The sequence below is a fragment of the Roseimarinus sediminis genome (genome assembly GCF_050433125.1).
GTDB classification, from domain to species: domain Bacteria; phylum Bacteroidota; class Bacteroidia; order Bacteroidales; family Prolixibacteraceae; genus Roseimarinus; species Roseimarinus sediminis.
Genome location: NZ_JBNPXV010000003.1, coordinates 1 through 22,909, shown reverse-complemented (window position 1 = coordinate 22,909; position 22,909 = coordinate 1). Strand labels below are relative to the sequence as shown.

At 43.6% G+C, this 22,909-nt stretch carries 22 protein-coding genes, 2 tRNA genes and 1 pseudogene; 6 read left to right on the top strand and 19 right to left on the bottom strand.

From position 1 onward, the window contains the following. Window positions 1-107: 107 nt before the first annotated feature. From FHS86_RS04720 to FHS86_RS04710, 3 genes are read right to left on the bottom strand one after another with little or no spacing between them, the layout of a single operon-like run. On the bottom strand, window positions 108-1,436 hold the full coding sequence (locus FHS86_RS04720) for a TolC family protein (RefSeq protein WP_429411668.1): 1,329 nt from the start codon (window positions 1,434-1,436) through the stop codon (window positions 108-110). Continuing rightward, window positions 1,414-4,482, bottom strand: a complete 3,069-nt coding sequence (locus FHS86_RS04715) for an efflux RND transporter permease subunit (RefSeq protein ID WP_429411666.1) — start codon at window positions 4,480-4,482, stop codon at window positions 1,414-1,416. The genes FHS86_RS04720 and FHS86_RS04715 overlap by 23 nt, the downstream gene beginning before the upstream one ends. After that, the gene (locus FHS86_RS04710; protein WP_429411664.1) at window positions 4,479-5,441 is read right to left on the bottom strand and encodes an efflux RND transporter periplasmic adaptor subunit; all 963 of its coding nucleotides are present in this window, start codon (window positions 5,439-5,441) and stop codon (window positions 4,479-4,481) included. The genes FHS86_RS04715 and FHS86_RS04710 overlap by 4 nt, the downstream gene beginning before the upstream one ends. A gap of 622 nt (window positions 5,442-6,063) precedes the next feature. Between FHS86_RS04710 and FHS86_RS04705 the strand changes: the two genes are divergently transcribed. After that, window positions 6,064-6,273, top strand: a complete 210-nt coding sequence (locus FHS86_RS04705) for a hypothetical protein (RefSeq protein WP_429411662.1) — start codon at window positions 6,064-6,066, stop codon at window positions 6,271-6,273. Between the two features lie 79 nt (window positions 6,274-6,352). On the opposite strand, the gene FHS86_RS04700 is transcribed toward FHS86_RS04705, so the two are convergent. The 3 genes from FHS86_RS04700 to FHS86_RS04690 all read right to left on the bottom strand — a co-directional run bounded on the left by FHS86_RS04700 (window position 6,353) and on the right by FHS86_RS04690 (window position 8,583). Beyond that, window positions 6,353-6,829 carry a MarR family winged helix-turn-helix transcriptional regulator gene (locus FHS86_RS04700; RefSeq protein WP_429411660.1) on the bottom strand — a complete coding sequence of 159 codons (477 nt, stop codon included), beginning with the start codon at window positions 6,827-6,829 and terminating at the stop codon, window positions 6,353-6,355. Window positions 6,830-7,018: 189 nt separating this feature from the next. After that, window positions 7,019-7,501, bottom strand: coding sequence for a glutathione peroxidase (locus tag FHS86_RS04695; RefSeq protein WP_429411658.1), 483 nt, complete (start codon window positions 7,499-7,501; stop codon window positions 7,019-7,021). A 239-nt stretch (window positions 7,502-7,740) separates the two neighbouring features. Continuing rightward, a complete protein-coding gene (locus FHS86_RS04690; protein WP_429411657.1) occupies window positions 7,741-8,583 on the bottom strand; it encodes a hypothetical protein in 843 nt (280 codons plus the stop codon). A gap of 221 nt (window positions 8,584-8,804) precedes the next feature. Here FHS86_RS04690 and FHS86_RS04685 point away from each other — a divergent pair, with 221 nt between their 5' ends. After that, window positions 8,805-11,144, top strand: coding sequence for a glycoside hydrolase family 3 N-terminal domain-containing protein (locus FHS86_RS04685; protein ID WP_429411655.1), 2,340 nt, complete (start codon window positions 8,805-8,807; stop codon window positions 11,142-11,144). Window positions 11,145-11,290: 146 nt separating this feature from the next. Here the strand turns inward: FHS86_RS04685 and FHS86_RS04680 are convergent, their stop codons facing one another. The 13 genes and pseudogenes from FHS86_RS04680 to folB all read right to left on the bottom strand — a co-directional run bounded on the left by FHS86_RS04680 (window position 11,291) and on the right by folB (window position 17,617). After that, a complete protein-coding gene (locus tag FHS86_RS04680) occupies window positions 11,291-11,593 on the bottom strand; it encodes a type II toxin-antitoxin system RelE/ParE family toxin (RefSeq protein WP_429411653.1) in 303 nt (100 codons plus the stop codon). Next, complete coding sequence (locus tag FHS86_RS04675) at window positions 11,586-11,837, bottom strand: type II toxin-antitoxin system ParD family antitoxin (protein ID WP_429411651.1); 252 nt, start codon at window positions 11,835-11,837, stop codon at window positions 11,586-11,588. Before FHS86_RS04675 ends, FHS86_RS04680 begins: the two co-directional genes overlap by 8 nt. A gap of 308 nt (window positions 11,838-12,145) precedes the next feature. Further along, the gene (locus FHS86_RS04670) at window positions 12,146-12,496 is read right to left on the bottom strand and encodes a DUF2200 domain-containing protein (protein WP_429411649.1); all 351 of its coding nucleotides are present in this window, start codon (window positions 12,494-12,496) and stop codon (window positions 12,146-12,148) included. A 44-nt stretch (window positions 12,497-12,540) separates the two neighbouring features. Continuing rightward, entirely contained in the window at window positions 12,541-12,801 is a 261-nt protein-coding gene (locus FHS86_RS04665) for a transporter suffix domain-containing protein (RefSeq protein ID WP_429411647.1), read from the bottom strand. A 48-nt stretch (window positions 12,802-12,849) separates the two neighbouring features. After that, window positions 12,850-13,881, bottom strand: coding sequence for a tocopherol cyclase family protein (locus tag FHS86_RS04660; RefSeq protein WP_429411645.1), 1,032 nt, complete (start codon window positions 13,879-13,881; stop codon window positions 12,850-12,852). A gap of 404 nt (window positions 13,882-14,285) precedes the next feature. Continuing rightward, window positions 14,286-14,738, bottom strand: a pseudogene (locus FHS86_RS04655) (FISUMP domain-containing protein); the annotation flags it as partial. Between the two features lie 18 nt (window positions 14,739-14,756). Continuing rightward, on the bottom strand, window positions 14,757-15,047 hold the full coding sequence (locus FHS86_RS04650) for a hypothetical protein (protein WP_429411643.1): 291 nt from the start codon (window positions 15,045-15,047) through the stop codon (window positions 14,757-14,759). A gap of 12 nt (window positions 15,048-15,059) precedes the next feature. After that, entirely contained in the window at window positions 15,060-15,665 is a 606-nt protein-coding gene (locus FHS86_RS04645; protein WP_429411641.1) for a T9SS type A sorting domain-containing protein, read from the bottom strand. Window positions 15,666-15,835: 170 nt separating this feature from the next. Further along, the gene (locus tag FHS86_RS04640; RefSeq protein WP_429411639.1) at window positions 15,836-16,300 is read right to left on the bottom strand and encodes a helix-turn-helix domain-containing protein; all 465 of its coding nucleotides are present in this window, start codon (window positions 16,298-16,300) and stop codon (window positions 15,836-15,838) included. Between the two features lie 50 nt (window positions 16,301-16,350). After that, window positions 16,351-16,650, bottom strand: coding sequence for a DUF6597 domain-containing transcriptional factor (locus FHS86_RS04635; RefSeq protein ID WP_429411637.1), 300 nt, complete (start codon window positions 16,648-16,650; stop codon window positions 16,351-16,353). A gap of 365 nt (window positions 16,651-17,015) precedes the next feature. Then, window positions 17,016-17,086 (bottom strand) — tRNA-Cys (locus FHS86_RS04630). 14 nt (window positions 17,087-17,100) lie between these two features. Beyond that, window positions 17,101-17,178, bottom strand: a tRNA-Phe gene (locus FHS86_RS04625). Between the two features lie 85 nt (window positions 17,179-17,263). Further along, the gene (folB, locus tag FHS86_RS04620) at window positions 17,264-17,617 is read right to left on the bottom strand and encodes a dihydroneopterin aldolase (protein WP_429411636.1); all 354 of its coding nucleotides are present in this window, start codon (window positions 17,615-17,617) and stop codon (window positions 17,264-17,266) included. A 337-nt stretch (window positions 17,618-17,954) separates the two neighbouring features. Between folB and FHS86_RS04615 the strand changes: the two genes are divergently transcribed. The 4 genes from FHS86_RS04615 (at window position 17,955) to FHS86_RS04600 (ending at window position 22,506) form a co-directional block, all read left to right on the top strand. Continuing rightward, the gene (locus FHS86_RS04615) at window positions 17,955-19,658 is read left to right on the top strand and encodes a glutamine--tRNA ligase/YqeY domain fusion protein (RefSeq protein ID WP_429411634.1); all 1,704 of its coding nucleotides are present in this window, start codon (window positions 17,955-17,957) and stop codon (window positions 19,656-19,658) included. A 300-nt stretch (window positions 19,659-19,958) separates the two neighbouring features. Then, complete coding sequence (locus FHS86_RS04610) at window positions 19,959-20,687, top strand: LiaF transmembrane domain-containing protein (protein ID WP_429411632.1); 729 nt, start codon at window positions 19,959-19,961, stop codon at window positions 20,685-20,687. Window positions 20,688-20,701: 14 nt separating this feature from the next. Beyond that, window positions 20,702-21,757, top strand: coding sequence for a sensor histidine kinase (locus tag FHS86_RS04605; RefSeq protein WP_429411630.1), 1,056 nt, complete (start codon window positions 20,702-20,704; stop codon window positions 21,755-21,757). Further along, a complete protein-coding gene (locus FHS86_RS04600; RefSeq protein WP_429411628.1) occupies window positions 21,754-22,506 on the top strand; it encodes a LytR/AlgR family response regulator transcription factor in 753 nt (250 codons plus the stop codon). Before FHS86_RS04605 ends, FHS86_RS04600 begins: the two co-directional genes overlap by 4 nt. Window positions 22,507-22,909: the final 403 nt, after the last annotated feature.

The following is a 22,909-nucleotide window of genomic DNA, read 5'->3' as shown; positions in this document are numbered from 1 at the left end:
AGTGTACCGGATGACATTATTATAGTTTTTGTTGTTCGCTACTATTTCAGTCTAATGTCTTTTGATCTTTCATTTTTCATTTACCTTCTTCTATTTTGATGAAGCTACTAGAGGTATTCCATAATCTGGCCTGAGATCTGCATTAATGATATTTCGGCCACTTTGGTGAGGTATTTCACCGAAATGAGTCGTTCTTCCGCATCGAGCAGGCTCTTCTGAACTTCACGTAATTCAAGTCCTGCCAGACCTCCCAGTTTGTATTGTTCGAGAGCAATTTCAAGATTCTCGCGGGCTACCGCAAGATTTTCTTCTTCGAGCAATAGCAGCCGGAGATTGTTCTCATAGGCATAAAAGATGGTAAGTAATTCGGCTTTAACCGCTTGTTCAATTTCCTCATAAGCCAACTGGTTGTTATCGATGGCGATCAGGGCGTTGGCCTGTTCTCTTTTGCGGTTGAATCCATCAAACAGATCGATGCCCAGGGTCAGGCCGTAATTGATGCCGTGGCTTTGCTGGCTGCTAAGATCTCCGGCATTGTAATTATTAATGGAAGCACTGTATCCTGTACCAAAATTCAAATAAGGATAGTTGCGCGACTGTATGATTTTGTAGTCGATTTCTGAAATGTTTCGGTTGCTTGAGGCAATCAGCAGGCTGGTATTATTTTGCAGGGTTTTGTCAAGCAACTCATCGAATTGCAGGGCCTTATTGATCTCAATGAGCGTATCGGGAAGCACAATGTGCAAGCCCAGGTTCTCATTGGCCATGAGTTTATTCAGCCTTATTTGCGATGATCGGAGTACTTCATTCTGACGGGCATAACGCGAGCTGTCGGCATTAAGATATACTTTTGACTGAAGCAATTGCATTTTAGATGCTCCGCCCAGCAGGTAGCGTTGTTCATCAATTCGCACCCGTTCGCGCGATAAGGAAACAGCATAGGCCATGTTGTTGAAAAGGATGATCTGCTCGGTGTAGAAGTTGTATTCGGCAATAATTTGTGAAACCAGGTTTTCTATAGACATCTGTGTTTTTAAGCCTCCCAGTTCTTTTTGTTCGCCCAGTTTGCGGTAAGTATGCTGAATCTGAAAACCGCGGAATATCGGAATTCCAAGGTCGATGGAAGCCGAGGCCGAAGTATTGTGTATGCCACTTGCATTCACCGTCGTTTCATCGCTGTAGTTGTAATTGATTGAATTGAGATTGCCTCCCATACGACCCGAAGCATCTACCGTGGGCAGCATGCCTGCATTTCCACGGGTATAATTGTTATCTGCGATTTGTTCCTGGTTACGTGCCAGCTTCAGCGAATAGTTGTTTTCCAGTCCGGTGCTGATGCAGCGCTTCAGGTCGAACTGTTCCTGTGCATTCAGTAAAAGAGCAGGAAGCAACAGCAAAAGAGGCAGCATGTATTTAATTGTTTTCAGCAAGTTCATTATTCGTTTCTTTGTTGGATTGGGTAATATGTTTGCTTTCGCTTGAAATGAAAAGATAGATGGCTGGAACAACGTAAAGGGTCAGGAAGGTGGAGAGCGTTAGTCCTCCAACAACAGCAACCCCCATTGCCACCCTGCTTTGCGCACCTTCGCCCCAGCCCAGAGCCAGCGGCATAACTCCCAGAATGGTTGAAAGGCTGGTCATTAAAATGGGACGGAAACGTGCAGCTGCAGCGTATTTGATGGCATCGAATTTATTAAAGCCGGCCAACTTGCGCTGGTTGGCAAATTCAACAATCAGAATACCATTTTTCGATACCAGGCCAATGAGCATGATAATGCCAATCTGACTGAATATGTTCATGGTAATATTGAAGTACCACATGAAAATAAGTGCACCGGTTAAGGCAAGCGGTACGGTCATCATCACAATGATGGGGTCTTTGAAACTTTCGAATTGAGCTGAAAGCACGAGGAAAATCAGGATGATGGCTAACAGGAAAGCAAACATCAAACTTGATGAGCTCTCGGTAAAATCTCTTGAGTCGCCTGCCAAGGCCGTTCTGAATGAATCGTCGAGTACTTTTTTTGCAATTTGATCCATTTCCTCGAGCCCCTGGCTAATCGTGGCTCCCTCGGCCAAACCTGCCGAGATGGTTGCCGCCACAAAGCGATTGTAACGGTACAATTGTGGCGGTGCCGTTGATTCCTGCAGACTTACAAAATTATCGAGCTGAATCATTTGTCCGCTATTATTCCGAACATACAACGATTTCAGATCGAGTGGTTTGTTGCGGTCGTCACGGGCAAGTTCACCCAGTATCTGGTACTGTTTTCCGTTCATAATGAAATAGCCAAAGCGCTGACCACTTAAAGCAAGTTGCAGCGTTTGCCCGATGTTTTGGGTACTTACTCCTAGCAGGTTGGCTTTGTCGCGATTAATGGAGATTTGCAGCTCGGGTTTGGTGAATTTCAGGTTCACATCGGCCATTACAAAGGTCGGGTTGTCGTTTACTTCGGCCATGAAAGCTGGCAATATTTCGCGCAGTTTCTCAATGTTGGGAGCCTGTAATACATATTGTACCGGCAGACCGGCTCTGCGGCCACCAAAGGTCGATTGTTGCACTACATTGGCACGTGCCTGCGTTTTTTTGCGAAGGTCAGCCGAAAGTTTTGCAGCGATTTCCTGCTGGGTACGTTCTCTTTCCGATGGTTCAACCAGCAGTACCCTTACAAAGGCCCAGCTGCCACGCAAAAGCATGGTGATTTTATCGTATTCTGGGATGGTTTTCTCAACATGGCTCGCTACATCCTCCACATAATCGAGATTGTATTCGTAGGTCGCTCCTTCCTGAGGGGTAATCATAATATTCATTTGCGAACGGTCCTCAAGCGGGGCCATCTCAGCGGGAATCACTTTCCACAGGAAAAAGATGAGGATAAAAGAGCCTCCCAAAATGAGCAAGGCATAGTATTTTTTCTTCAAAAAGCTTTCGAGTGAACTCTGGTACACCTTATTCAATTTGACAAAAAACTTTTCGGTATAATTATAGGCTTTGCTTCGATGATGTCTGGTTTTTAAAAGTTTTGTCGACAGCATGGGGGTGAGTGACAAGGCTACAAACGACGAAATGGCAACAGCTCCTGCTATTACGATGCTAAACTCCCTGAAAAGACGGCCAGTCATTCCTTCGAGAAAAACGATGGGAATAAAAACGGCCACCAGGGTAATGGTGGTCGATAAAATGGCAAAAAAGATTTCGTTGGCTCCCTTTAATCCGGCTTCGAGGGGAGTCATGCCCTGTTCAATTTTCACGTAGATGTTTTCCATCATCACAATGGCATCGTCGACCACCAAACCAATGGATAATACAATGGCCAGCAAGGTGAGCACATTGATGGTAAAACCGGCAATGTACATGATGAAGAAGGCGCCAACCAGCGATACCGGTATAACAAGTATTGGAATGATGGTTGTCCGCCAGTCGCGCAGGAAGACGAAAATGATGACCACCACCAAAAAGAAAGCCAGGTAGATGGTCGACATAACTTCCTTAATGGATGAGCGGATGTATTTAGTGTTGTCGAAACCAACATCGTAGCTTACGTCGTCGGGCAGGTCTTTTTTGATGAACTCCAGCCGCTCATACACTTCGTCAACAATTTCAATGTGGTTGGCACCTGGCTGAGGAACAATGGCCAGTGCAATCATGGGAATTCCGTTCATTTTGGCAATACCGCGCAGGTCTTCGGGGCCGAGTTCAGCCCGCCCGATGTCGCTCACACGTACAATCTGGTCGCCGGTTTGTTTCAGTATAAGACTGTTGAATTCCTGGGGAGTGGTCATCAATCCCAGTGCCCTGATGGTGAGTTCGGTATTGGTGCCCTCGATGCTTCCGGCAGGAAGTTCCACGTTTTCGCGTACAATGGCATTTCGCACATCGAGCGGAGTGAGCTGGTAACCGGCTAATTTGGCCGGATCGAGCCAAATGCGCATGGCGTAGCGCTTTTCGCCCCAAATCATCACGGCACTAACACCTGAGATGGTCTGTAGTTGTTCTTTAAAAGTAAGATCGGCAATTTCTGAAATCTCGAGCAACGAACGTTGGGGACTTTTCACAGCCAACATCATAATGGGACTGGCATCGGCATCGGCCTTCGACACGGTGGGCGGGTCGCAGTCGCGCGGCAGGAAGCGCTGGGCTTGTGAAACTTTGTCGCGTACATCGTTGGCGGCAGTTTCCATGTTGACACTCAGCTCGAATTCTACCGTGATGTTGCTCCGGCCCTGACTGCTTCGGCTGGTGAGCGTTCGTATGCCTGGTATGCCGTTAATTGACTGTTCAAGGGGTTCAGTGATTTGTGTCTCAATTACATCGGAGTTGGCTCCGGGGTACGATGTGCTTACCGAAATAATGGGTGGATCCACACTTGGAAATTCTCTTACCCCCAGGAAGGTGACACCAATGATCCCAAAAAGTAAAATTACCAGCGAGAACACAGTGGCCAACACTGGTCTTTTTATGCTAACTGACGATAAACTCATTGTTCAATTTTTTCTTTTGATTGAGGAATGACCAGGGTGTCGAGCTGAACAGGAATGCCTTGACGTAGCTGTAAAATAGCAGTTGTTAATAAGGTATCGCCAAATTGAAGGCCTGAGCGGATCTGTACATGCGATTCGGTACGAAGGCCAAGTGTTACCTTAACCTGTTGAGCTTTTCCGTTTTTGTAAATGAAAACCTTTTCACCCGACATTTCTGGAATAATAGCCTGCGTGGGAACCGATACCGTATTTTCGATTTGTGACAATTGTGCTTTTACGCTCACAAAACGACCCGGCTTTAATTCTTCGTTGGAATTGGCATAAAGCGCGCGGGCAACAATACTTCTGGTTGCAATATCCACTTTAGGATCAACAGCATAAACTGATGCCTCAAAAGGATTATCATAGCCATCTATCTCAAAGGTAATCGGGTAGCCTGGTTTCACTTCTCCGGCATAGCGTTCGGGAAAGGAAAACTCGATTTTTAAGGGACTTATCTTTACCAGCCGGACAATTTTTGTCTGGGTAGTGGCAAATGCTCCTTCGCTGATCATTCGCAAACCCACAACACCATCGAAAGGAGCCCTGAGTTCGGTTTCCGAAATACGGGCTTCAATTAATTGTATATCAGCTTCTAAAGCCTGCATCTCGGTGGAGGCTTGATCGTAGCTTTCCTGACTGATGGCATCACGCTCGAGCAACTGACGCTGGCGGAATTCCCTTTCCCTGCTCAGTTTCAGCTGAGCCTGCAATTTCATTAGTTGTGCCTGCAGGGGCCGATCGTTAATTTTTGCCAGCAATTCACCCTTTCTTACACGGGTACCCTCGCTGAAATAAATACCAATTACTTTACCCGATGTTTCAAAGGCAAGATCTACCTCTTCGTCGGGAATCAGCGACCCTGTGCTGTAGATGAGTTCACTCATGTTGGTGGGAATTATTACATATCCGCTGGCCATGAGAGGCTGATTTCCACCTTGCATTCCGCGAGCCCGCACGGGCATCGACTGTCCGGAGTTATCCGAAGACTTTAAAAGTGGTTTTAACTTGGGATAGAACACTATACCCAGAATAAAAATTATAAGCAGGATGCTTGTGCTTATCCTCAATATTTTTCTTGAAGCTGCAGTCATTGAATCCGTATTATTTATACCAGTAGATTTATAAAAGCTATTTGACGCATGAAAGTTCGAAAAGTAAAATGCAAAATTAGAAAAAGTTGAAATAAAACACTGTTAAGAAGAAGTGAACATTGCGAATCAATTTTGGTTCAGCGCAAATACTGTTTAAAAGCGTGTTGACAGAACACAGCGACAGAGGCAAATAGTAAACATGATCGATGACTTGTCAACGATTTCAAACGGGCTGATTTAGTCTTTGCCGTGGAAAAATAACTGAGCTGACTTAAAGGGGAATTAGAGATTAGTACAAAAACTGACTAAGGATATTTCAAAAAAGTAACTTGCCGTATTCATAAAATTCAAAATACAAGATCATGACAGAGCGCCAAATATTGATTGAAATATATGTTTAATTAAGAATATATACACCATCTGCAATTCTCGTTAATTAAGTGTATCTTTGCAAATTAATCAAAAGAAAGAGGATACAATTATGTTTGAGAAGAAACAAAACAATCATGTAGCACCTGATATGTCAAAGTTAAAAGCGGTGGTGATTGATCACAGAACCCGAATTTATGTTCCTCTTGATATGGATCCTGAAAAAGCACGTGCCCGTTACTGGTCGAATCGGGATATTAAAAATCCTGCACCAGCAGCCAGTAAATAGGCTTGCTCTTTTAACCTGAAGCTAGTAATGACGATTAGCTGATCATCTGTTTTATTGTACTGAGTGGTATGCTATGGAATCAATGGGGTTCCATGGCCTGGTCATGGTATTCCACCTTGTCTTTTAACTGAGCGATAATATGGTCGAGTTTTTGTTTTAAATCGAGGAGTTCGTCTATTCCTAAGGGTCCATCGAGTAGTTCTTCGTAAAGCTTTTTGGGAATTTGGGCAGCTTGTTCTTCCATTTTCCGGCCTTCAGCACTCAGGCGAATTAAAACTTTGCGTTCGTCGCTTGACGATCGCTGACGAATAATCAAACCCAGCTTCTCCATACGTTTAAGCAAAGGAGTAATGGTATTGGTTTTGAGAATGAGCTTTTTGGCGATTTCGTTAACCGAAATACCGTTGGTTTCCCATAGTATCATCATTACAAGGTACTGTGGGTAAGTAATTCCCAATCTGTCGAGTTCAGGCTGATAGGCTTTGGTGAATAATCTCGAAACTGCGTAAACCGGAAAACACAGCTGGTTCTCCAGTTTTAATTGCTCATAACTCATTGTGTTGCTTTGCTTAATGTTAATATAATCAACAGAAACAATGGCCACGAAGCTTAACTCTTTGTTGTCAAATAGTTAATAGCATCATGGCATTGTCCATTTTTTGCTGACGGTCATCATGGCGTAAGCTTTCGTTTCGTAAGCGATACACTGACCATTCAATTTGGCTGTTGAAGATAATGAAAAGAATTAATTCAAATGCGCTTCAATGTATTTTTCCAGCTTTTTAGGCTCAGTTGTGGGGGAGAAACGTTTTACCGGACGTCCTTCTTTATCAATTAGAAATTTGGTAAAATTCCATTTGATACCACTTCCCAGCATTCCTTTTTGTTCTTTTTTAAGGAATTGATAAAGTGGATGGGCATTTTTGCCGTTTACTTCGATCTTCGAGAACATGGGAAAACTAACTCCGTAATTGATAAGACAACCTTCTGAAATTGATTGTTCATCGCCGGGTTCCTGATTGCCAAATTGGTTGCAAGGAAAGCCTAAAATCACCAATCCTCTGTCTTTGTATTTTTCATAAAGTGCTTCCAAACCTGCAAACTGGGGAGTAAAACCACATTTACTTGCTGTATTTACAATGAGTACTAATTTGCCTTCGTACTCATTTAAGCTCAATTCTTTTCCCTGGATGTTTTTTACTGAAAACTGATAAATTGTTTCAATCATTGTTTCATTTTTTGAAAGTTAATAACCCTGATACTTCTTTTTTGTTTTAAAACCTACAACTACACGCTAGAGATAAAATCGCAGGCGATACAAATATAAGAATAAAAACATCGTGCGCGATACAAATGAATAAAAAAATTGAAATAATTGATTAATTCATAGAAGCAAAGGAAAAGTATATGCTGGAAATCAGCTAAAATGTTTGTTTCAATTCAGAGCATGCTGCCTAATCAACCTGCTTAATCAGCATATAACTTAAAAAATGCGGCAGTATCCCAAATGTCCTCTAATCCGAATATCCAGCAAACTTCCGACAGGTCAGAGAAATCGAGCCCTTTGGCAGCGACAGCCTCGTTGTTGTAACGCCCTTCTTTTGCGTTGTATTGAAGGCCTAATTCTACAGCCAGTTGCCAGATATTTAACAATTTGGGATCGGTGATTTGTGTTTTCCATTGGGTGTAGCCGGGTGTTCTGAAGCCCGGGGTGCCGTTACCCACAGCGTTTCCGTCAGGGATTTTCTGATAATCGGCCTGGTCCTTCACGTATTGAAGCTTTTCAGGACTGGTCACTTCTTCGTTCCAGGTACTGTGCTGCACCACATGAACGCGTTGCTTGAGCGCTAGTTCGGGATACTCATCCGCGATGGCTTTTACCACAGCCGCGGTAAAATCCGATTGCCCGGCATCGGCAATCCAGATGTCTCCCTGCCCGGAAAGAGTTGTAGCGACCATCGTTTTAACCTTTTGTACAGCGGCATCGAAATCGGCGTGGGCATTGGTCCATTGATCGCCCCAGGCAAGATTCAGCAACTCATTGGGGGGTACATAAAGTCCTTCCTGGATGCCATAGGTTCCGGCTACTACATGGTACTGCACCCCTGAAAACTGTACGTTTTGCATCAGGGTGTAAAGGGCTGCTGCGGTGTGTAGGTCGTCCACATCGGTTTTGCAATCGAGCTGGACCAACAGCAGATCTTTTTCCTTGTTGAAACTTTTTTGTTGCGGATCTTTTTCAGATGCAGCACTTACGAAATTCAAGAACATGGCCGCAAACGCCAGTATGAGCAGGTTTTTTTTGATCATGTTGATTGGTCGGTTTTATCTTTCTTAAATCAATGATGATCACAAATTTAATGAATGCTTGTCATAAAACATCCTTGATGTTGAAGCTTGTTTTGATTGTGAGGCATTTTTATTTCGATTGGGGCTGTTTATGCTGAAACCTTTTTATATTTACAACATTCGTTTTTCAGGTTGAATACCCAAGTTGACCAGATAAATGGCACTTTATAAAAATTCAGACGATGTATAAAACGTTGCTGCAAGTATCCATCATTTCACTTTTATTAGTAGTTGGCATGAATAAATCCAGGGCGCAGGAAGAACAGGTTGATCCTTATAAGAATTTGAATTTAACGGCAGCCGAAAGGGCAAGTGATCTCCTCAGCCGCATGAGTCTGGAGGATAAAATTTACCAGATGATGGGGGTACTCGACGGTACACCCGACCGTTTCAACGCCGAATTTGTCAACAACCCTGCTGAAATGGAGCGGGTTTTTGGGAAAGGGGTGCATTCGGTGCAGCCATTCTTTGATGGTTTGGAAGTAACCGTTGCATCGCGAAACAAGATTCAGCATTACCTTCGGGAAGAAACGAAGTGGGGCATCCCGGCCATTTTTGTCGACGAAGGCCAACATGGGCTCATGAAACCCGAAGCCACGGTATTTCCCATGGCCATTGGGCTGGCCTGCTCATGGAATCCGGCCTTATTGGAAGAAGTGTATGCAGCAACTGCCCGCGAAATGCGTTCGCGCGGGGCGCAATGGGCCCTCTCGCCGGTGATTGATGTTTGCCGCGATCCCCGCTGGGGCAGGGTCGATGAAACCTATGGCGAAGATCCCTACCTCAATGGCGTGTATGCCATTGCTGCGGTAAAAGGCTTTCAGGGAACATCCAACGGAACTGTAGCTCCCGATCATGTTGCTGCCACCTTGAAGCATTTTTGCGGACACGGTCAGCCCGAAGGGGGTTTGAACCAGGCTCCTGCCAACTATTCAGAGCGTTCCTTGCGCGAATTCCAGTTCCTGCCTTTTCAAATGGTGATAGAACAAGCTAAACCCCTGGCAGTAATGCCCTCGTACAACGAGATCGACGGGGTTCCTTCGCATGCCAACAGTTGGTTGCTCACCGATGTACTGCGCAAGGAATGGGGCTTTGAAGGACTGGTGATTTCGGACTGGAACGCCATTGACCAGCTGGATACCAAGCACTTTGTGGCCAACAACAAGAAGGAAGCTGCCATGCTGGCCTTCAACGCCGGGGTGCAGTTTGAACTGCCTAACCGCGACTATTACAAAAACCTGGAAGCATTGGTGAACGAAGGAAAAGTACAGCTGGAAACCCTTGATCAGGCTGTGTATGATTTACTGAAGTTGAAATTTGAACTGGGTCTTTTCGATCAGCCTTTCACCGATGTGGAGACGGCCATTGCCGTGAGCAAGGATCCGGCATCGAAAGCGCTGGCCTTAAGAGCGGCTCATGAATCCATTGTTTTGTTGAAGAACGAAAACAACCTGCTTCCCCTGGAAAAAGGGAAATACAAAAAAATTGCCGTGGTGGGGCCCTGTGCCAACGAGCTTTTCATGGGGGGTTACTCGGGTGAGCCTTACGAAAAGGTGACGCTGCTGCAAGGCATTCAAAACAAAGTGGGTAATTCATCCGAAGTGCTGTTTGCCCAGGGTTGCCGTATTACCGAAAACCACACCATCAGCCAGTTCAACTGGCGCAACGAAGCCATTGTGTTTACCCAGCGCGAGGTGAACCTGAAACTGATTGAAGAAGCTGTTGCAGTGGCACAGCAGGCCGACATCATCATCCTGGCAGTAGGGGAGACCGAGTTCATTTGCCGCGAGGCCTGGAGCAAAACCCACCTGGGCGACAACATGACCCTCGATTTGGTGGGTGAGCAGCAGGAACTGGTGGAAGCCATGGTGGCCACGGGCAAGCCGGTGGTGGTGTACCTCACCAATGGCCGTCCGCTTTCAGTGAATTACATCCAGGAAAAGGTGCCGGCTGTAATTGAAGGCTGGTACATGGGACAGGAAACCGGTACCGCGGCAGCCGACATCCTTTTTGGCGATGTGAACCCCTCGGGTAAACTCACCATCACCATCCCAAAGTCGGTAGGGCAGTTGCCCCTGTTCTACAATCACAAACCATCGGCCAGGTACATCGACTATGTGTCGCAGGATGTGCAGCCCCTGTATCCCTTTGGCCATGGGCTGAGCTACACTACTTTTGAGTATGATCAACTCAAACTTTCCTCAGACAAAATTAAGAAAGGGGAAACGCTTGAGGTTTCGCTTGTTGTGACCAACACCGGTAAAATGAAAGGCGATGAGGTAGTACAACTTTACCTCCGCGACAAGGTTTCGTCGGTCACCCGTCCGGTGAAGGAGCTGAAAGATTTCAAACGCATTAGCCTGGAAGCCGGCGAAAGCCAAACTGTTCGGTTTACCCTCGATGCTTCAAAACTGGCCTTCTGGGACATCAACATGAATTATGTGGTCGAACCCGGCGAATTTGAAGTGATGGTGGGAAGGTCCTCTGTCGATGTACTATCGGTGAGCCTGCTGGTAGAATAATCTCACAAAAACTCACAATACATATAGCGACAACGAGTCCCTATGTTTGTAATTTCGCTCTGAACAAAGAAACATAAGCCAAAGAAGGGGAGGTCAGAAAGTCGTCATCGAAGTTGTAGGTGTGGAAGTCTACTCAATGTGTGTTATTACTTATCAATTATTCGGCTTTTTAAATCCATCCTTTCGTGTAAAATTCTTGTTATTTCAACGAAATCAAGATTTATTCTCCTGAAAAAAATAATGTGTCGATTGATGTGCAGCCCTTGCAGCTCGGGAATTACTTTAAAATATTTTTTTCCTAATTCAGAATTCTCAGCAATTTTTTTACATGCATTCAATAATTCATTGTAATATTTGTCGGCTTGTCTTTCTGACCATTCATCAAAAGTGTAATTCCAAATTTGATTTAAATCATCAACTGCTTTATTCGTAAGATAATAATTAGCCATTTAATCGTTTCTTTGCTTTTAACGATGCCAGATGTTTTTTCGGTTCAAAATCATAGTCAATTCCACTTTCAATTCCTTCTTGAATCGCATTCTTTAAAGCAATCACTTTACTTTCTTCTTCCTCTAAAAGTCTTAATCCGGCACGAATAACCTCACTAACATTTTTATATCGTCCTTTTGCTATGCTCTCTTGAACAAAATTGTCAAAATAGTTCCCGAGTGATATTGATGTATTCTTATTCATTGGTTTTAATTTTTCACAAAAATACCAATTATTGGTATAACAATCAAGATTCAAAATAGGGCAAGTCCCTATCCTGTTCAAAATCAATAGAGTCTTTTACAATTCTTGGGCTGCTTTTTCCATGATTTCAAAAAGCACCTTTTGGTTAATGTCGGCCAGCGACTTCATGTACAGGCAGCCAGCGCTGGTACTATGTTTGCCAGGTTTTTCCAAAGCTGATGGTTCCTGCAGAAGCGGTTGAAAAGGCTGATATTATGTCCTCTCAACCTCTCAACCTCAACCTCAACCTTAACCTAACCCCTCCCTGCTTACTTTCTCAATATTTTCTCCATAGTTTTCCCTTTGGCCAGCTCATCGATCAGCTTGTCGAGGTAGCGAATTTTCTGCATCAGTTCGTCTTCGATGTCTTCCACCCGATAACCACAAATAACACCTGTAATTTTACCGGCATTGGGATGAATTTGTGGTGCTTGTGCAAAAAATCTTTCGAAATCAATTCGCTGATCAATTTGTTGTTGAAGACTTTGCTCATCATAGCCAGTCAACCAGCAAACAACGGCATCCACTTCGGCTTTGGTGCGTCCCTTTTTCTCCGCTTTTTGTATGTAAAACGGATAAACATCGGCAAAGGGCATCTTGAAGATTTTGGTTGTGTTCATTTCTTATGAATTTTTAAATGCATTGAATTGCAGAGAATTTGATGCTAAAGCTGGTCACTTTGTTTCGGGGAATCGGTGTCATTGGATTTCACTTTCCAGAACTTGAGCTTACTTTTTATTTTATACCAAAAACTCTTTCCCAAAATAAACAGGCTTAGATAAAATAGAATTTCCCCGGCGATGATCAAGCCCGTGGTGGTTCCTGCAAGTTGAATTTTCGAAAAACCCATCCATGGGACAACAAGAATTGATAAAAATAAAAGACAAGAAACCACCAATAGTATATATCCGATTGTTTTAAGCATGATCAATAAACAAAAATCTGATTCATAAGTTTGTATTGCTAATGGGAGCTATCGGTGCACGCCTTGTAACAAATGAAAGTCACCCACCAGTTCCAGCCCGCTGATGGCAGAACTGTCGCTAAAAACCATCTTCCCCTTTTTATCCAGCATTTGGATGGTGATATTTGCATCAATGCTCTCGGCAATTCTGCGGTCCATGGCTCCTTCGACGGGTGCCTTCAGAAAACCCGAATTGTTGCTGCGGGCATTCACAATCAGGGTGTTCTTTGGGTTCTCGATGATAATTTTCAGACTGTTTTCACTTAAAACTTCCAAACTTAATTTGGACCGGCGATAGGTGGCAAAGTGATGGATCTGACCATCGTGATAAAAGAAACCCAGAAAGCCGGTAAACGATTTTCCCAGCCAGGGAACATCGGCAACCGAAAGCATGAATGAGCTGGTGGAATCGGTAAAATGATTGCTTTGCATCCAAACCCAGGCCGAGGGCATGCTGGCTCCCCAGTCCTTTTCGATGTAACCCTTGCCACCGTCGAAGTGAGCGGTCTCGTTGCCAATGCTCAATTGCCCCGTCAAGGAATGGCTTAAACTCACTACCCCATGATAACACTGCATGAAAGGCACAAAACGGTACCATCCCATGATGCCGGTGTTGAACAATCGTCCGCTGTGGTAATCAACCAAGTTGTGCATCTCAATTTCACCTTTCACGGAAGTGACGCTGTCGGCAAGGTTGAGGACCATCCTTTCGTTGGAGAAAAAATTGTCCCCGATCCTGATGGCAAAGTCTTTTTTGGAGAAGGCAAAGTCTTCAATGGGAAAAGAAAAGTAACGGGTTTCGGCAGTCACCCCGTCAATCAGCTGGATAAAGGCGTGTTGTTCCGTTCCGTCGGCCGAGAGCGACAGGCCAGGGATGACGCTCAGTATTTTTGAGCCGTCGGCAGCCACCATCTTGAAATACCAGCCTTCGAAATATTTTCTCTTTTTCTTATTGCCCTGAAAAATAGTAGTATTGGCTATTTTCTTTAGCTTGTAGCAAGGTATAAAGTGATGTTGAGAAAAGTTGATTTCCTTATCCAAAGGTTGCGCTTGTAATGGGATGAATGCAAAGCAAAGGAGCAGACTTAATAAGTACCATTTACTTATTCTTATAATTTCTGAAGTTCTGTTTAGTGCTGTCATTCAATTTTAGTTATTCATTTCCTTTCACCTGCAGCTTCTATCTGATGGAATGCACAGTTGTCTCCGGTTTAACTGGATTGTCGGTGAAAGTGTCCATCCCCAAAATGTGCTTTGCTAAAAATAATACAATATAATTAACCGGAGGAAGTTGGCAGTTTAAAAAAGGGAAGAAAGCCTTAGGTCGTATTTTTTGATTAAGAGATGTGGGATAAGAAAAACAGCCATCTCACATTAAGATAGCTGTTATATTGTTGAATATCAATAACAAAGTGGAAGTGTTCGCCATTTATAATAAGGTTTGGCTATTCATCTTTAACACAACGAACCGACATTCCATTTTTAAAAGATTGACTTGCACCATTTAAAACGACAGTGTTGTATCCTGTGTTCCAAAAGAAGGCATAGCCGGGAAAATCTTCCTGGGAACTCCACCAGGCGCTCCTTATCCCTTTCAGTTCGAAGGAGCCGTTATCGTAACGACGACCGCCCGGAAGTCCTGAGAACCCTATTTCGTTTGTGGCACCTGAATTTGGATCTTTCCATAATCCGGTTCCGGCTTCAAGGGTACCTGTAGTTTTCAGTTTTCCACCGGCAACGGTTGTTCCGCCAAGGGAACTGGCAAGTTCAAGCCATTCTGCTTCATTCGGAACATGCCATCCGGTTGGACAAAGTTTCTGGCTGTTTACTGCATACCAGTTATATAATTTCCCGTATGGAATTTCATTGGCCGGATCATTGTCGTACCAGCAATAGGCACCGCTTGTTAGATTATATCAATCTGTACCTTCGGTCACCATCGGGATGGGGCTGTTGTCGTTGTACTTGCTGGTGCGAAGATTGGCAGCTAGCCAGGTCTGGGAGCCTACAAGTACTGTACTGTAAATATTGCCATCGACATCGACAACCATGTCTTGTTCCGATTGGGCAAAAGTGATACTGTCGATGTCGCTCACTGAACGCTTTAATACCAGGCTACCCGCTTGATAGATGTATAGGGTGTCCTGTGCAGATGCTACTGAGCAGATTATAAACATTGCAAAAAGAATAGCTAGTGTATTTTTCATCTTTTATCTGGTTTATTTTTTAAAAAACTTGATGGTTTCGATTTTTTCCTGATTCTGCAAGCGGAATAAATACATGCCTTGTTTCAGGTTGGCAACCGGTATTTCTGCAAAATTTGCTCCCTTGTGACAGGTCATCTTTTTCTCTTGTAAAATTTTACCTTGTAAGTCAATCAGCCATAGTTGAATATTTCCATCCTTTTCTGAACTAAAAGTGATGTGCAAACGCCCGGAGGCCGGATTGGGATAAATTTGTAGACCATCCTGTTTCCTGTCGTAGACTAAAGCTGCATCGGTGGTAAAATCTTTGAAACTGAGGTATTGAACATCGGCAAACGAAAAAGTGCTTGTGCTACCGTCGGCTTTATTTATTGCCACTTTGCTTTGAGGAAATGTAATTGTTTGAATGTCGGTTATGGTAAAGCTAAGTTGTGTCCCATTGTTTTCCCGTACAAACAAGTTTTGTGCCTGTAGTTCTGCAATTCCGCTTGTGAATAACATTAATGTACCTAATAAATATCCTTTAATAAGATGCTTAAGGAGTTTTTTCTTCGTTTCGACTCCTGAAATACTAAGTACTTTATTTGAACCATTAAAGAGAATATTGTTTGTTTTTCGCATTTGAAACCTGGTTTTATGATTAGAATATTTTTCTGGTTTTCCGAATGTTTTTTAAATGCTAACTATTTTCAACATTTCTATAGTTGAACTTGTGTTTAGTCCAAATTTATAAATTGTTACTTTGAAAAAATTGTAAAAAATTGGCAGAAATGGGAATGCTGAACAGCGTTTTATTTTCTTGAATAGAATTCGGAAGCTCGGAATTCTGATAAAAAGAATTTCCGCGGAGTTTCTCCGGTATATCGTGAAAAATCTCTGATGAATGAAGCCTGGTCGTAATAGCCGCACTGATAAATGATATCATGCCATCTTGCAGGTCCAAAGTATCTTATGAGTTTAAAGACATGGTTAAAACGGAGGATGTTGGCATATAATTTAGGTGATAAACCTAACTGTTGATGAAAACGTCGTTCTAGACTTGATATTGAAATACAGGTTTGTTGAGAAAGCTGACGGATTTTAATTTGTCCATTAGATGCAATAAGCATTTTTTGCGCTGATTCAATACTTTTTGTAATTCTTAATCCAGAAAAATCAAAACAACGGAGTAAAAATTTTTCTACTAAATCCAGTTTTTCCTGATCGTTTGTGGTGTTGATAAGCTGGTCGTAAAGCCAATCTACCTGAGGTCCCAACGCATTACTGCTTTTTATGGTGGCATTGGTAATTCCTGCTATCGATGATTTTAGAAAATGATAAAGCCCGGTTGGATAAAAGTTAACAGCAATGGTCCCAATGGAACCATTACCGTGAGCGTTACAGGCCGGTCAGTCAGACCTACGATGAAGGTATGGGGTAGCAAATTCTTACCATGAATGTTGTCTGTCTTTGTGCAGGATCCTTTATAGTTGAAGATTAAACCGCAATATCCATAGGGCACAATTTTTTGATTGTACAATCGTTCCCCGTTGTTCATATCAGTAAGTTGAATCGAATGAACATATGGTTTTAACAAATCATTGGGTTCTATAATCTTAAAGATCATAACAAATAGTAACTATGTTGGTAACTAAGCAAATAACATTCTGGTTCGTTTTGAAAGCTTGTTTACTTTTTAATTGGCATTCGTTGTTTAAAAATATGGCAATTTTTTATGTTTTCCTAGTTTACATAAGACCTATCACTGTTTAATAGAAAAGACAACAGTTTGTTACTGCCTTTTTCTGATGAAGATAATGGAAGTAAAAAACAGCGTGAAGCAATTGGCAGAGGAGATAAATTGGTTTTATTGTAGAGAATAGAGCCAGTGTTGAAACGGATAGCAAACAGCTGGCGGATATTTGCAGACCACAAAAATGGGATAAAAAAAAGCAGCTATCCGAGTTGGGACTAACTGCCTTTTAACGTTCGAGGTACCTGGCGGATTCGAACCGCCGTACGTGGTTTTGCAGACCACTGCCTAGCCACTCGGCCAAGGTACCATTTCAATAAATTTCGGTACCTGGCTGATTCGAACCGTCCGCCGGCTGGCGGATTATTTCAGACCAATGCCTAGCCACTCGGCCAAGGTACCATTTTGAATTAACGAAGGCTTGTGCCTTTGCGGCTGCAAATATATTAAAAAAAGTTATTGGCCGAAACATTTTTTTTTGAAAAGGCTAACGGGTGAGGGTAACACTCACTTTCTCTATTTGCCCGCCCATGGGAGGGTTGATTTTGGAAATCTTGATGCTTGCCTTTTTGATGGTAGTGAACTCGGCATACAGCCGGTCGAGTATCCGCTTGCCGATGTTTTCAAGAAGGAAGGATTTCTTTTGTTCCATCTCGTTTTTAATCAGGGTGTATACTTTCTGATAGTCGAGGGCATCGCTGAGGTTGTCGCTGATGCCGGCCTGCGTGCAATCGGTTTCGATGGCGATGTTAACCAAAAACTTATTTCCCACCACCTGCTCCTGGATGAAGTGTCCGTGATAGGCATAAAATTCCATTCCTTCAATTTCGATGAGTCCCATTTTAAAAATATTTAAACAGTGCGAAAATAGTGCTTACAATTGGGATGCGCAAGATGATGAACGCTTGCTGTTATTTTGGCAGCACGGCCAGGGCGGAGGCGGAAAGCCGCCGGCAGCGCAGGCACACTGCGAACGGCAGCGAGGAGGCGACCGGAGGGAGCCCCCGCAGCGCCTGTGAGCAGGTGCCGGCGCCAACGGCGTTTGGAGCCGCAGACCGTTAAGGCCGCCAAATTGAGTTAATTATTATGTTGTATTACTTGTGTCTATTTTTAGGCAGGCGAGTGGTTGTTGTTTGGCAAAGTGTTTTAACTTTGCGTTTTCGTTTAAAACAGGGATTATGTCAGATAAAAAAGCAGAAAATAAAACGAGTGTGGTGAAAACCAGGAATTTTATTCATGAGCAGGTGGAGAAAGACCTGCAGGAGGGAAAAAACGGAGGACGGGTACATACGCGTTTTCCGCCCGAACCGAATGGTTATCTGCATATTGGACATGCCAAAGCCATTTGTCTGGACTTTGGGACGGCCGAAAAATTTGGTGGTAAGTGCAACCTGCGTTTCGATGATACCAATCCGACGAAAGAGGATGTTGAGTACGTCGATTCGATCAAGGAAGATGTGCGCTGGCTGGGTTTCGACTGGGAAGATCGTTTGTATTACGCGTCCGACTTTTTCGATGATCTGTATAATTTTGCAGTTCAGTTGATTAAGGAGGGAAAGGCCTATGTTGACGATCAGCCTGCCGAGGTGATCAGCCAGCAGCGGGGAACTCCAACCCGTCCGGGAACTGAAAGTCCTTACCGCAACCGCCCTGTTGAAGAGAGTCTGCGGCTTTTTGAAGAAATGAAAGCCGGGGTTTACAAGAATGGAGAAAAGGTGTTGCGTGCCAAAATCGACATGAACTCTCCCAATATGCACCTGCGTGATCCGCTGATGTACCGCATCAATCATGCAAAGCATCACCGCACCGGCGATAAATGGTGCATTTATCCGATGTACGATTATGCGCACGGACAGTGTGACTATTTCGAAGGGGTGACTCATTCGTTGTGTACCCTCGAATTTGAGATTCACCGACCTTTGTACAACTGGTTTGTCGATCAGCTGGCCGACAGTGATTACCGCCCGCGGCAGATTGAGTTTTCGCGATTGAACCTGAGTTACACCATGATGAGCAAGCGCAAACTGCTGCAATTGGTGGAAGAGGGGCTGGTGTCGGGATGGGATGATCCGCGCATGCCTACCTTGTCGGGGATGCGGCGCAGGGGCTTCACACCTGCGTCGATACGCAATTTGGTTGAAAAGGTGGGTATTACCAAAACACAGGGAACCACCGATGTGGCCTTGCTGGAACATGCAGTTCGTGAAGACTTGAATAAAACAGCCCAGCGTGTAATGGGCGTACTGAATCCGCTCAAAGTAGTGGTGACCAACTATCCTGAAGGACAGGTGGAGATGGTTTCGGCCGTAAACAACCATGAAGATGAAAGTGCCGGCCGGCGTGATGTGCCTTTTACCCGTGAGCTGTATATTGAGCGGGATGATTTCATGGAAGATCCGCCAAAGAAATTTTTCCGTTTGGGACCCGGGCGTGAAGTGCGTTTTAAATATGCCTATCTGCTTACCTGTACCGATGTGATTAAGGATGAAAATGGGGAAATTCGTGAGCTGCATTGTACTTATGATCCTGAAACAAAGGGAGGTAATGCACCCGACGGGCGAAAGGTAAAAGGAACCATTCACTGGGTGTCGGCAAGCGAAGGCCTTGAAGCTGAGATCAGGCTGTACGACCGATTATTCAATGTTGAAGATCCGGCAGCTGCTAAAGATGTTGATTTCAGGGAGCTGTTGAATCCCGAATCACTGCAGATACTCGAGAAGTGCTATGTTGAGCCCTTTGTGAAAAGCGCTAAAGCGCTCGATCAGTTTCAGTTCGAAAGGATGGGCTATTTCAATATTGACAAGGATTCGTCCAGCGATCGACTGGTGATTAACCGAACGGTGACCCTGCGGGATACCTGGGCCAAACAAATGAACAAGTAATACAAGCACAATACGATGAAACCTTCGGTAAGTGATTGCCGGAGGTTTTTTTATGGGTAAAAACCAGGCTTTTAGTTTTTTCAGCGAAGAGCCAAAAGCTTGTTGGTTTAACTTTGAAAGCAGGGCTTTGCAAAATCAGGACTATTTCGTGTATATTTGGGTACTTGTGCTTCAAACGTAGTTTTTGACCGCTTTCTCTGAAACTAATTGCCATTAACCGATAAATACGGTGCCTTTATCGATCGGGTGGTGGTTTGCCATGCTTATAAAACTATTTTTGAAGCATAAAATTCAAATATTATGGATAAGAGACACAATGTTAACGGACGCAGGTTCTTTTTTGGGTTTATTTTACTGCTGATTGGGTTAATAATGATTCTTGAACGAGCGGGGATTCTGAGCTGGGAGATTTATGATTTTCTACTTTCATGGAAAATGTTGCTGGTAGCCATTGGTGGCTTTGTATTTTTTAGTGGCAACAAGGGAGCAGGGATCATCGTGATGGGACTGGGAGCCTTTTTCATGATTCCTGATATTTTCGAGGATTACGATCAGATTAAACGTTTTTTCTGGCCCGGCATTTTGTTGCTGGTTGGTTTGACCTTCATGTTTGGTAACCGGAAAAAATTGATGAGAAGTCATTATAAACCTGGCGTGCATGCCGAAGTGAGTAACGATTTTTTCGACGAGTTTGTTCTCTTCGGAGGACGTGAAATCAATATGGCCACACCGAATTTGCTTGGGGGACGTTCAACCGCTATCTTTGGGGGAGCCGAAGTTGATCTGCGTCAATGTCAGATATCGCACAATGGTTGTACCGTGGAGCTTACCACCCTTTTTGGTGGCAATGTACTAAAGGTGCCCAACGACTGGACCGTTCTGAACAAGGTGACAACCATCTTCGGAGGTTACAGTGATTTGAGAATTAAAGATCCGATGTATGCACCCAACCCGTCGAAAACGATTGTGATTACCGGAGTTTGCATCTTTGGTGGCACAGAAGTTCGCAATTTCGACAAGGCGCATTAAATTAGAAAACAGGCATGAAACATCCGCTTTTCAAAAATCCTGCTTTACTTATTTGGTACAGTTTATTCTGGATCATCCTGTCGGTGGTCCAGTTTCTTCTTGAAAGGAATATTTTCAATGCCGATATTTCAATAACCCTGGTCGATGTGCTTATTTCGAATACCTTGTTTGCCATGCTGGGACTTGGCGTTTGGTATGTTGTGATTGGCGGGGTGAATGAAAACCGCTCTCAGACCTATTTTATACTGTATCACCTGATCGCCATGGTTTTTCTGCTCTCATTCTGGATGTGGATTACCAACCAGATTGATATCGCGCTGTTTGATGCCGAATCGGTAAAGGCCCACATGAAGAAGGTGATGCCCGGAAAAGCAGGTATCGGAGCCCTGACTTATATGCTGATAGCCGTACTTTATTATACCTTTTTTTATTATAACCGGCTAAAGGAAAAATCGAAGGAAGAAACTCGTCTGAAAGAACTGGTTACCCAAACACAGCTCAACGAACTGAAATCGCAAATCAATCCTCATTTCCTGTTTAACAGCCTGAATTCGGTTTCGTATCTCACCATGGCCGAGCCCGCAAAAGCTCAGGAAATGGTTATCAAATTGTCGACTTTTTTACGCTATTCGCTGAAGCACAAAGAAAATCAGCTTGTCACCCTCTTGCAGGAGATCGAACACATTAAGTTGTATTTAGAGATAGAAAAGGTGCGCTTTGGTGATAAGTTGCTGGCCAGTTTTTCGATTGAATCGTGCGATGAGTGCAAGATACCCAATATGATTTTACAGCCTCTTTATGAAAATGCCATAAAATACGGGGTATACGAAACAACCAGTCAGGTCGAAATTAAAACGGAAGCCGTTCTCGAAGGAGATAACATGGTTTTCAGGGTTAGCAATAATTACGACCGGGATGCGGTGGTAAAGAAAGGCGAGGGGATAGGGCTTTTTAACATCAGGCAGCGGCTGGGACTTGTTTATGGTGATACCACCCTATTGACAGTTACCAACGAAAATGAGATATTTACAGTAAGTTTAGTCATTCCACAAAACAAAAAAATGTCATGAGTTTAAAAATCAGGACCATTATCATCGAAGACGAATCGCTTGCCCGAAACCTGTTGAAAAATTACCTGGCCGATCAGGAGCACATCGAACTGCTTGCCGAATGTGAGAATGGTTTCGACGGACTAAAGGCCATCAATGATTTGAAGCCCGATTTGGTATTTCTGGATGTACAGATGCCAAAATTAACCGGTTTTGAAATGCTGGAACTGCTTGAATTCCGTCCCGAAATCATCTTTACCACTGCATACAACCAATATGCCATCAAGGCCTTTGAACAGCATGCCATCGATTATTTACTAAAGCCTTTTCCCAAAGAACGACTTTTGCAGGCCATCGATCGGGCCATGGAAAAAATCAAGGGAAATCAGCAGGGTGATGCCCCCATCGATAAACTGACCGAAAAGCCCGAAGGCGAATACATCGAACGCATTGTGGTAAAAGATAAAAGCAAAATACACATCATCCCTGTTGAGCAGATCAGGTATTTCGAATCGCTCGACGATTATGTAATGATTTATACCAGGGACCGTCGGTTTGTGAAGCAAAAAACGATGAAGTTTTACGAGAATAACCTCGATCAGAAGATGTTTGTCAGGATTCACCGCTCCTACATTGCCCGGGTCGACGAGATTGCTGAGATTCAGCAGTACGAGAAGGAATCGCACATTGTGATTCTGAAAAATGACCATGCCAAACTGAAGGTAAGTAAAACAGGATACAAGAACCTCAAGCAGGTATTAAGCTTTTAAAGCAATCAACCCTGATTGTGCCAACTCAAGCCATCCTGGATATAAATTATGGCGAATACCTTTTATTATCAATTCAACTTAGCGCCTTAGCGTCTTTGCGTGAGAAAAAGCACTCAAAGACGCTAAGGCGCTAAGTTTTTATTATGAGTTTATTAAGCCGGATGCTGTCAAAAACGTTTCCTGTTTCATGGGATTGAAATGAGATTGATTGAAGATGGAATACAAAAGAAAGCGGATAAAAGAAAAGATATTAGACTTTAGATAAAAGACTTTAGATAAAAGACTTTAGATAAAAGACAATAGATGAATGTACTTCCCTAAATAGAGTTGACCTTTTTTGTTATTAATCTTATTCATTTCAGGTCATATTACTATCGGACAATTATGAGCCTGAGGTTCTTTT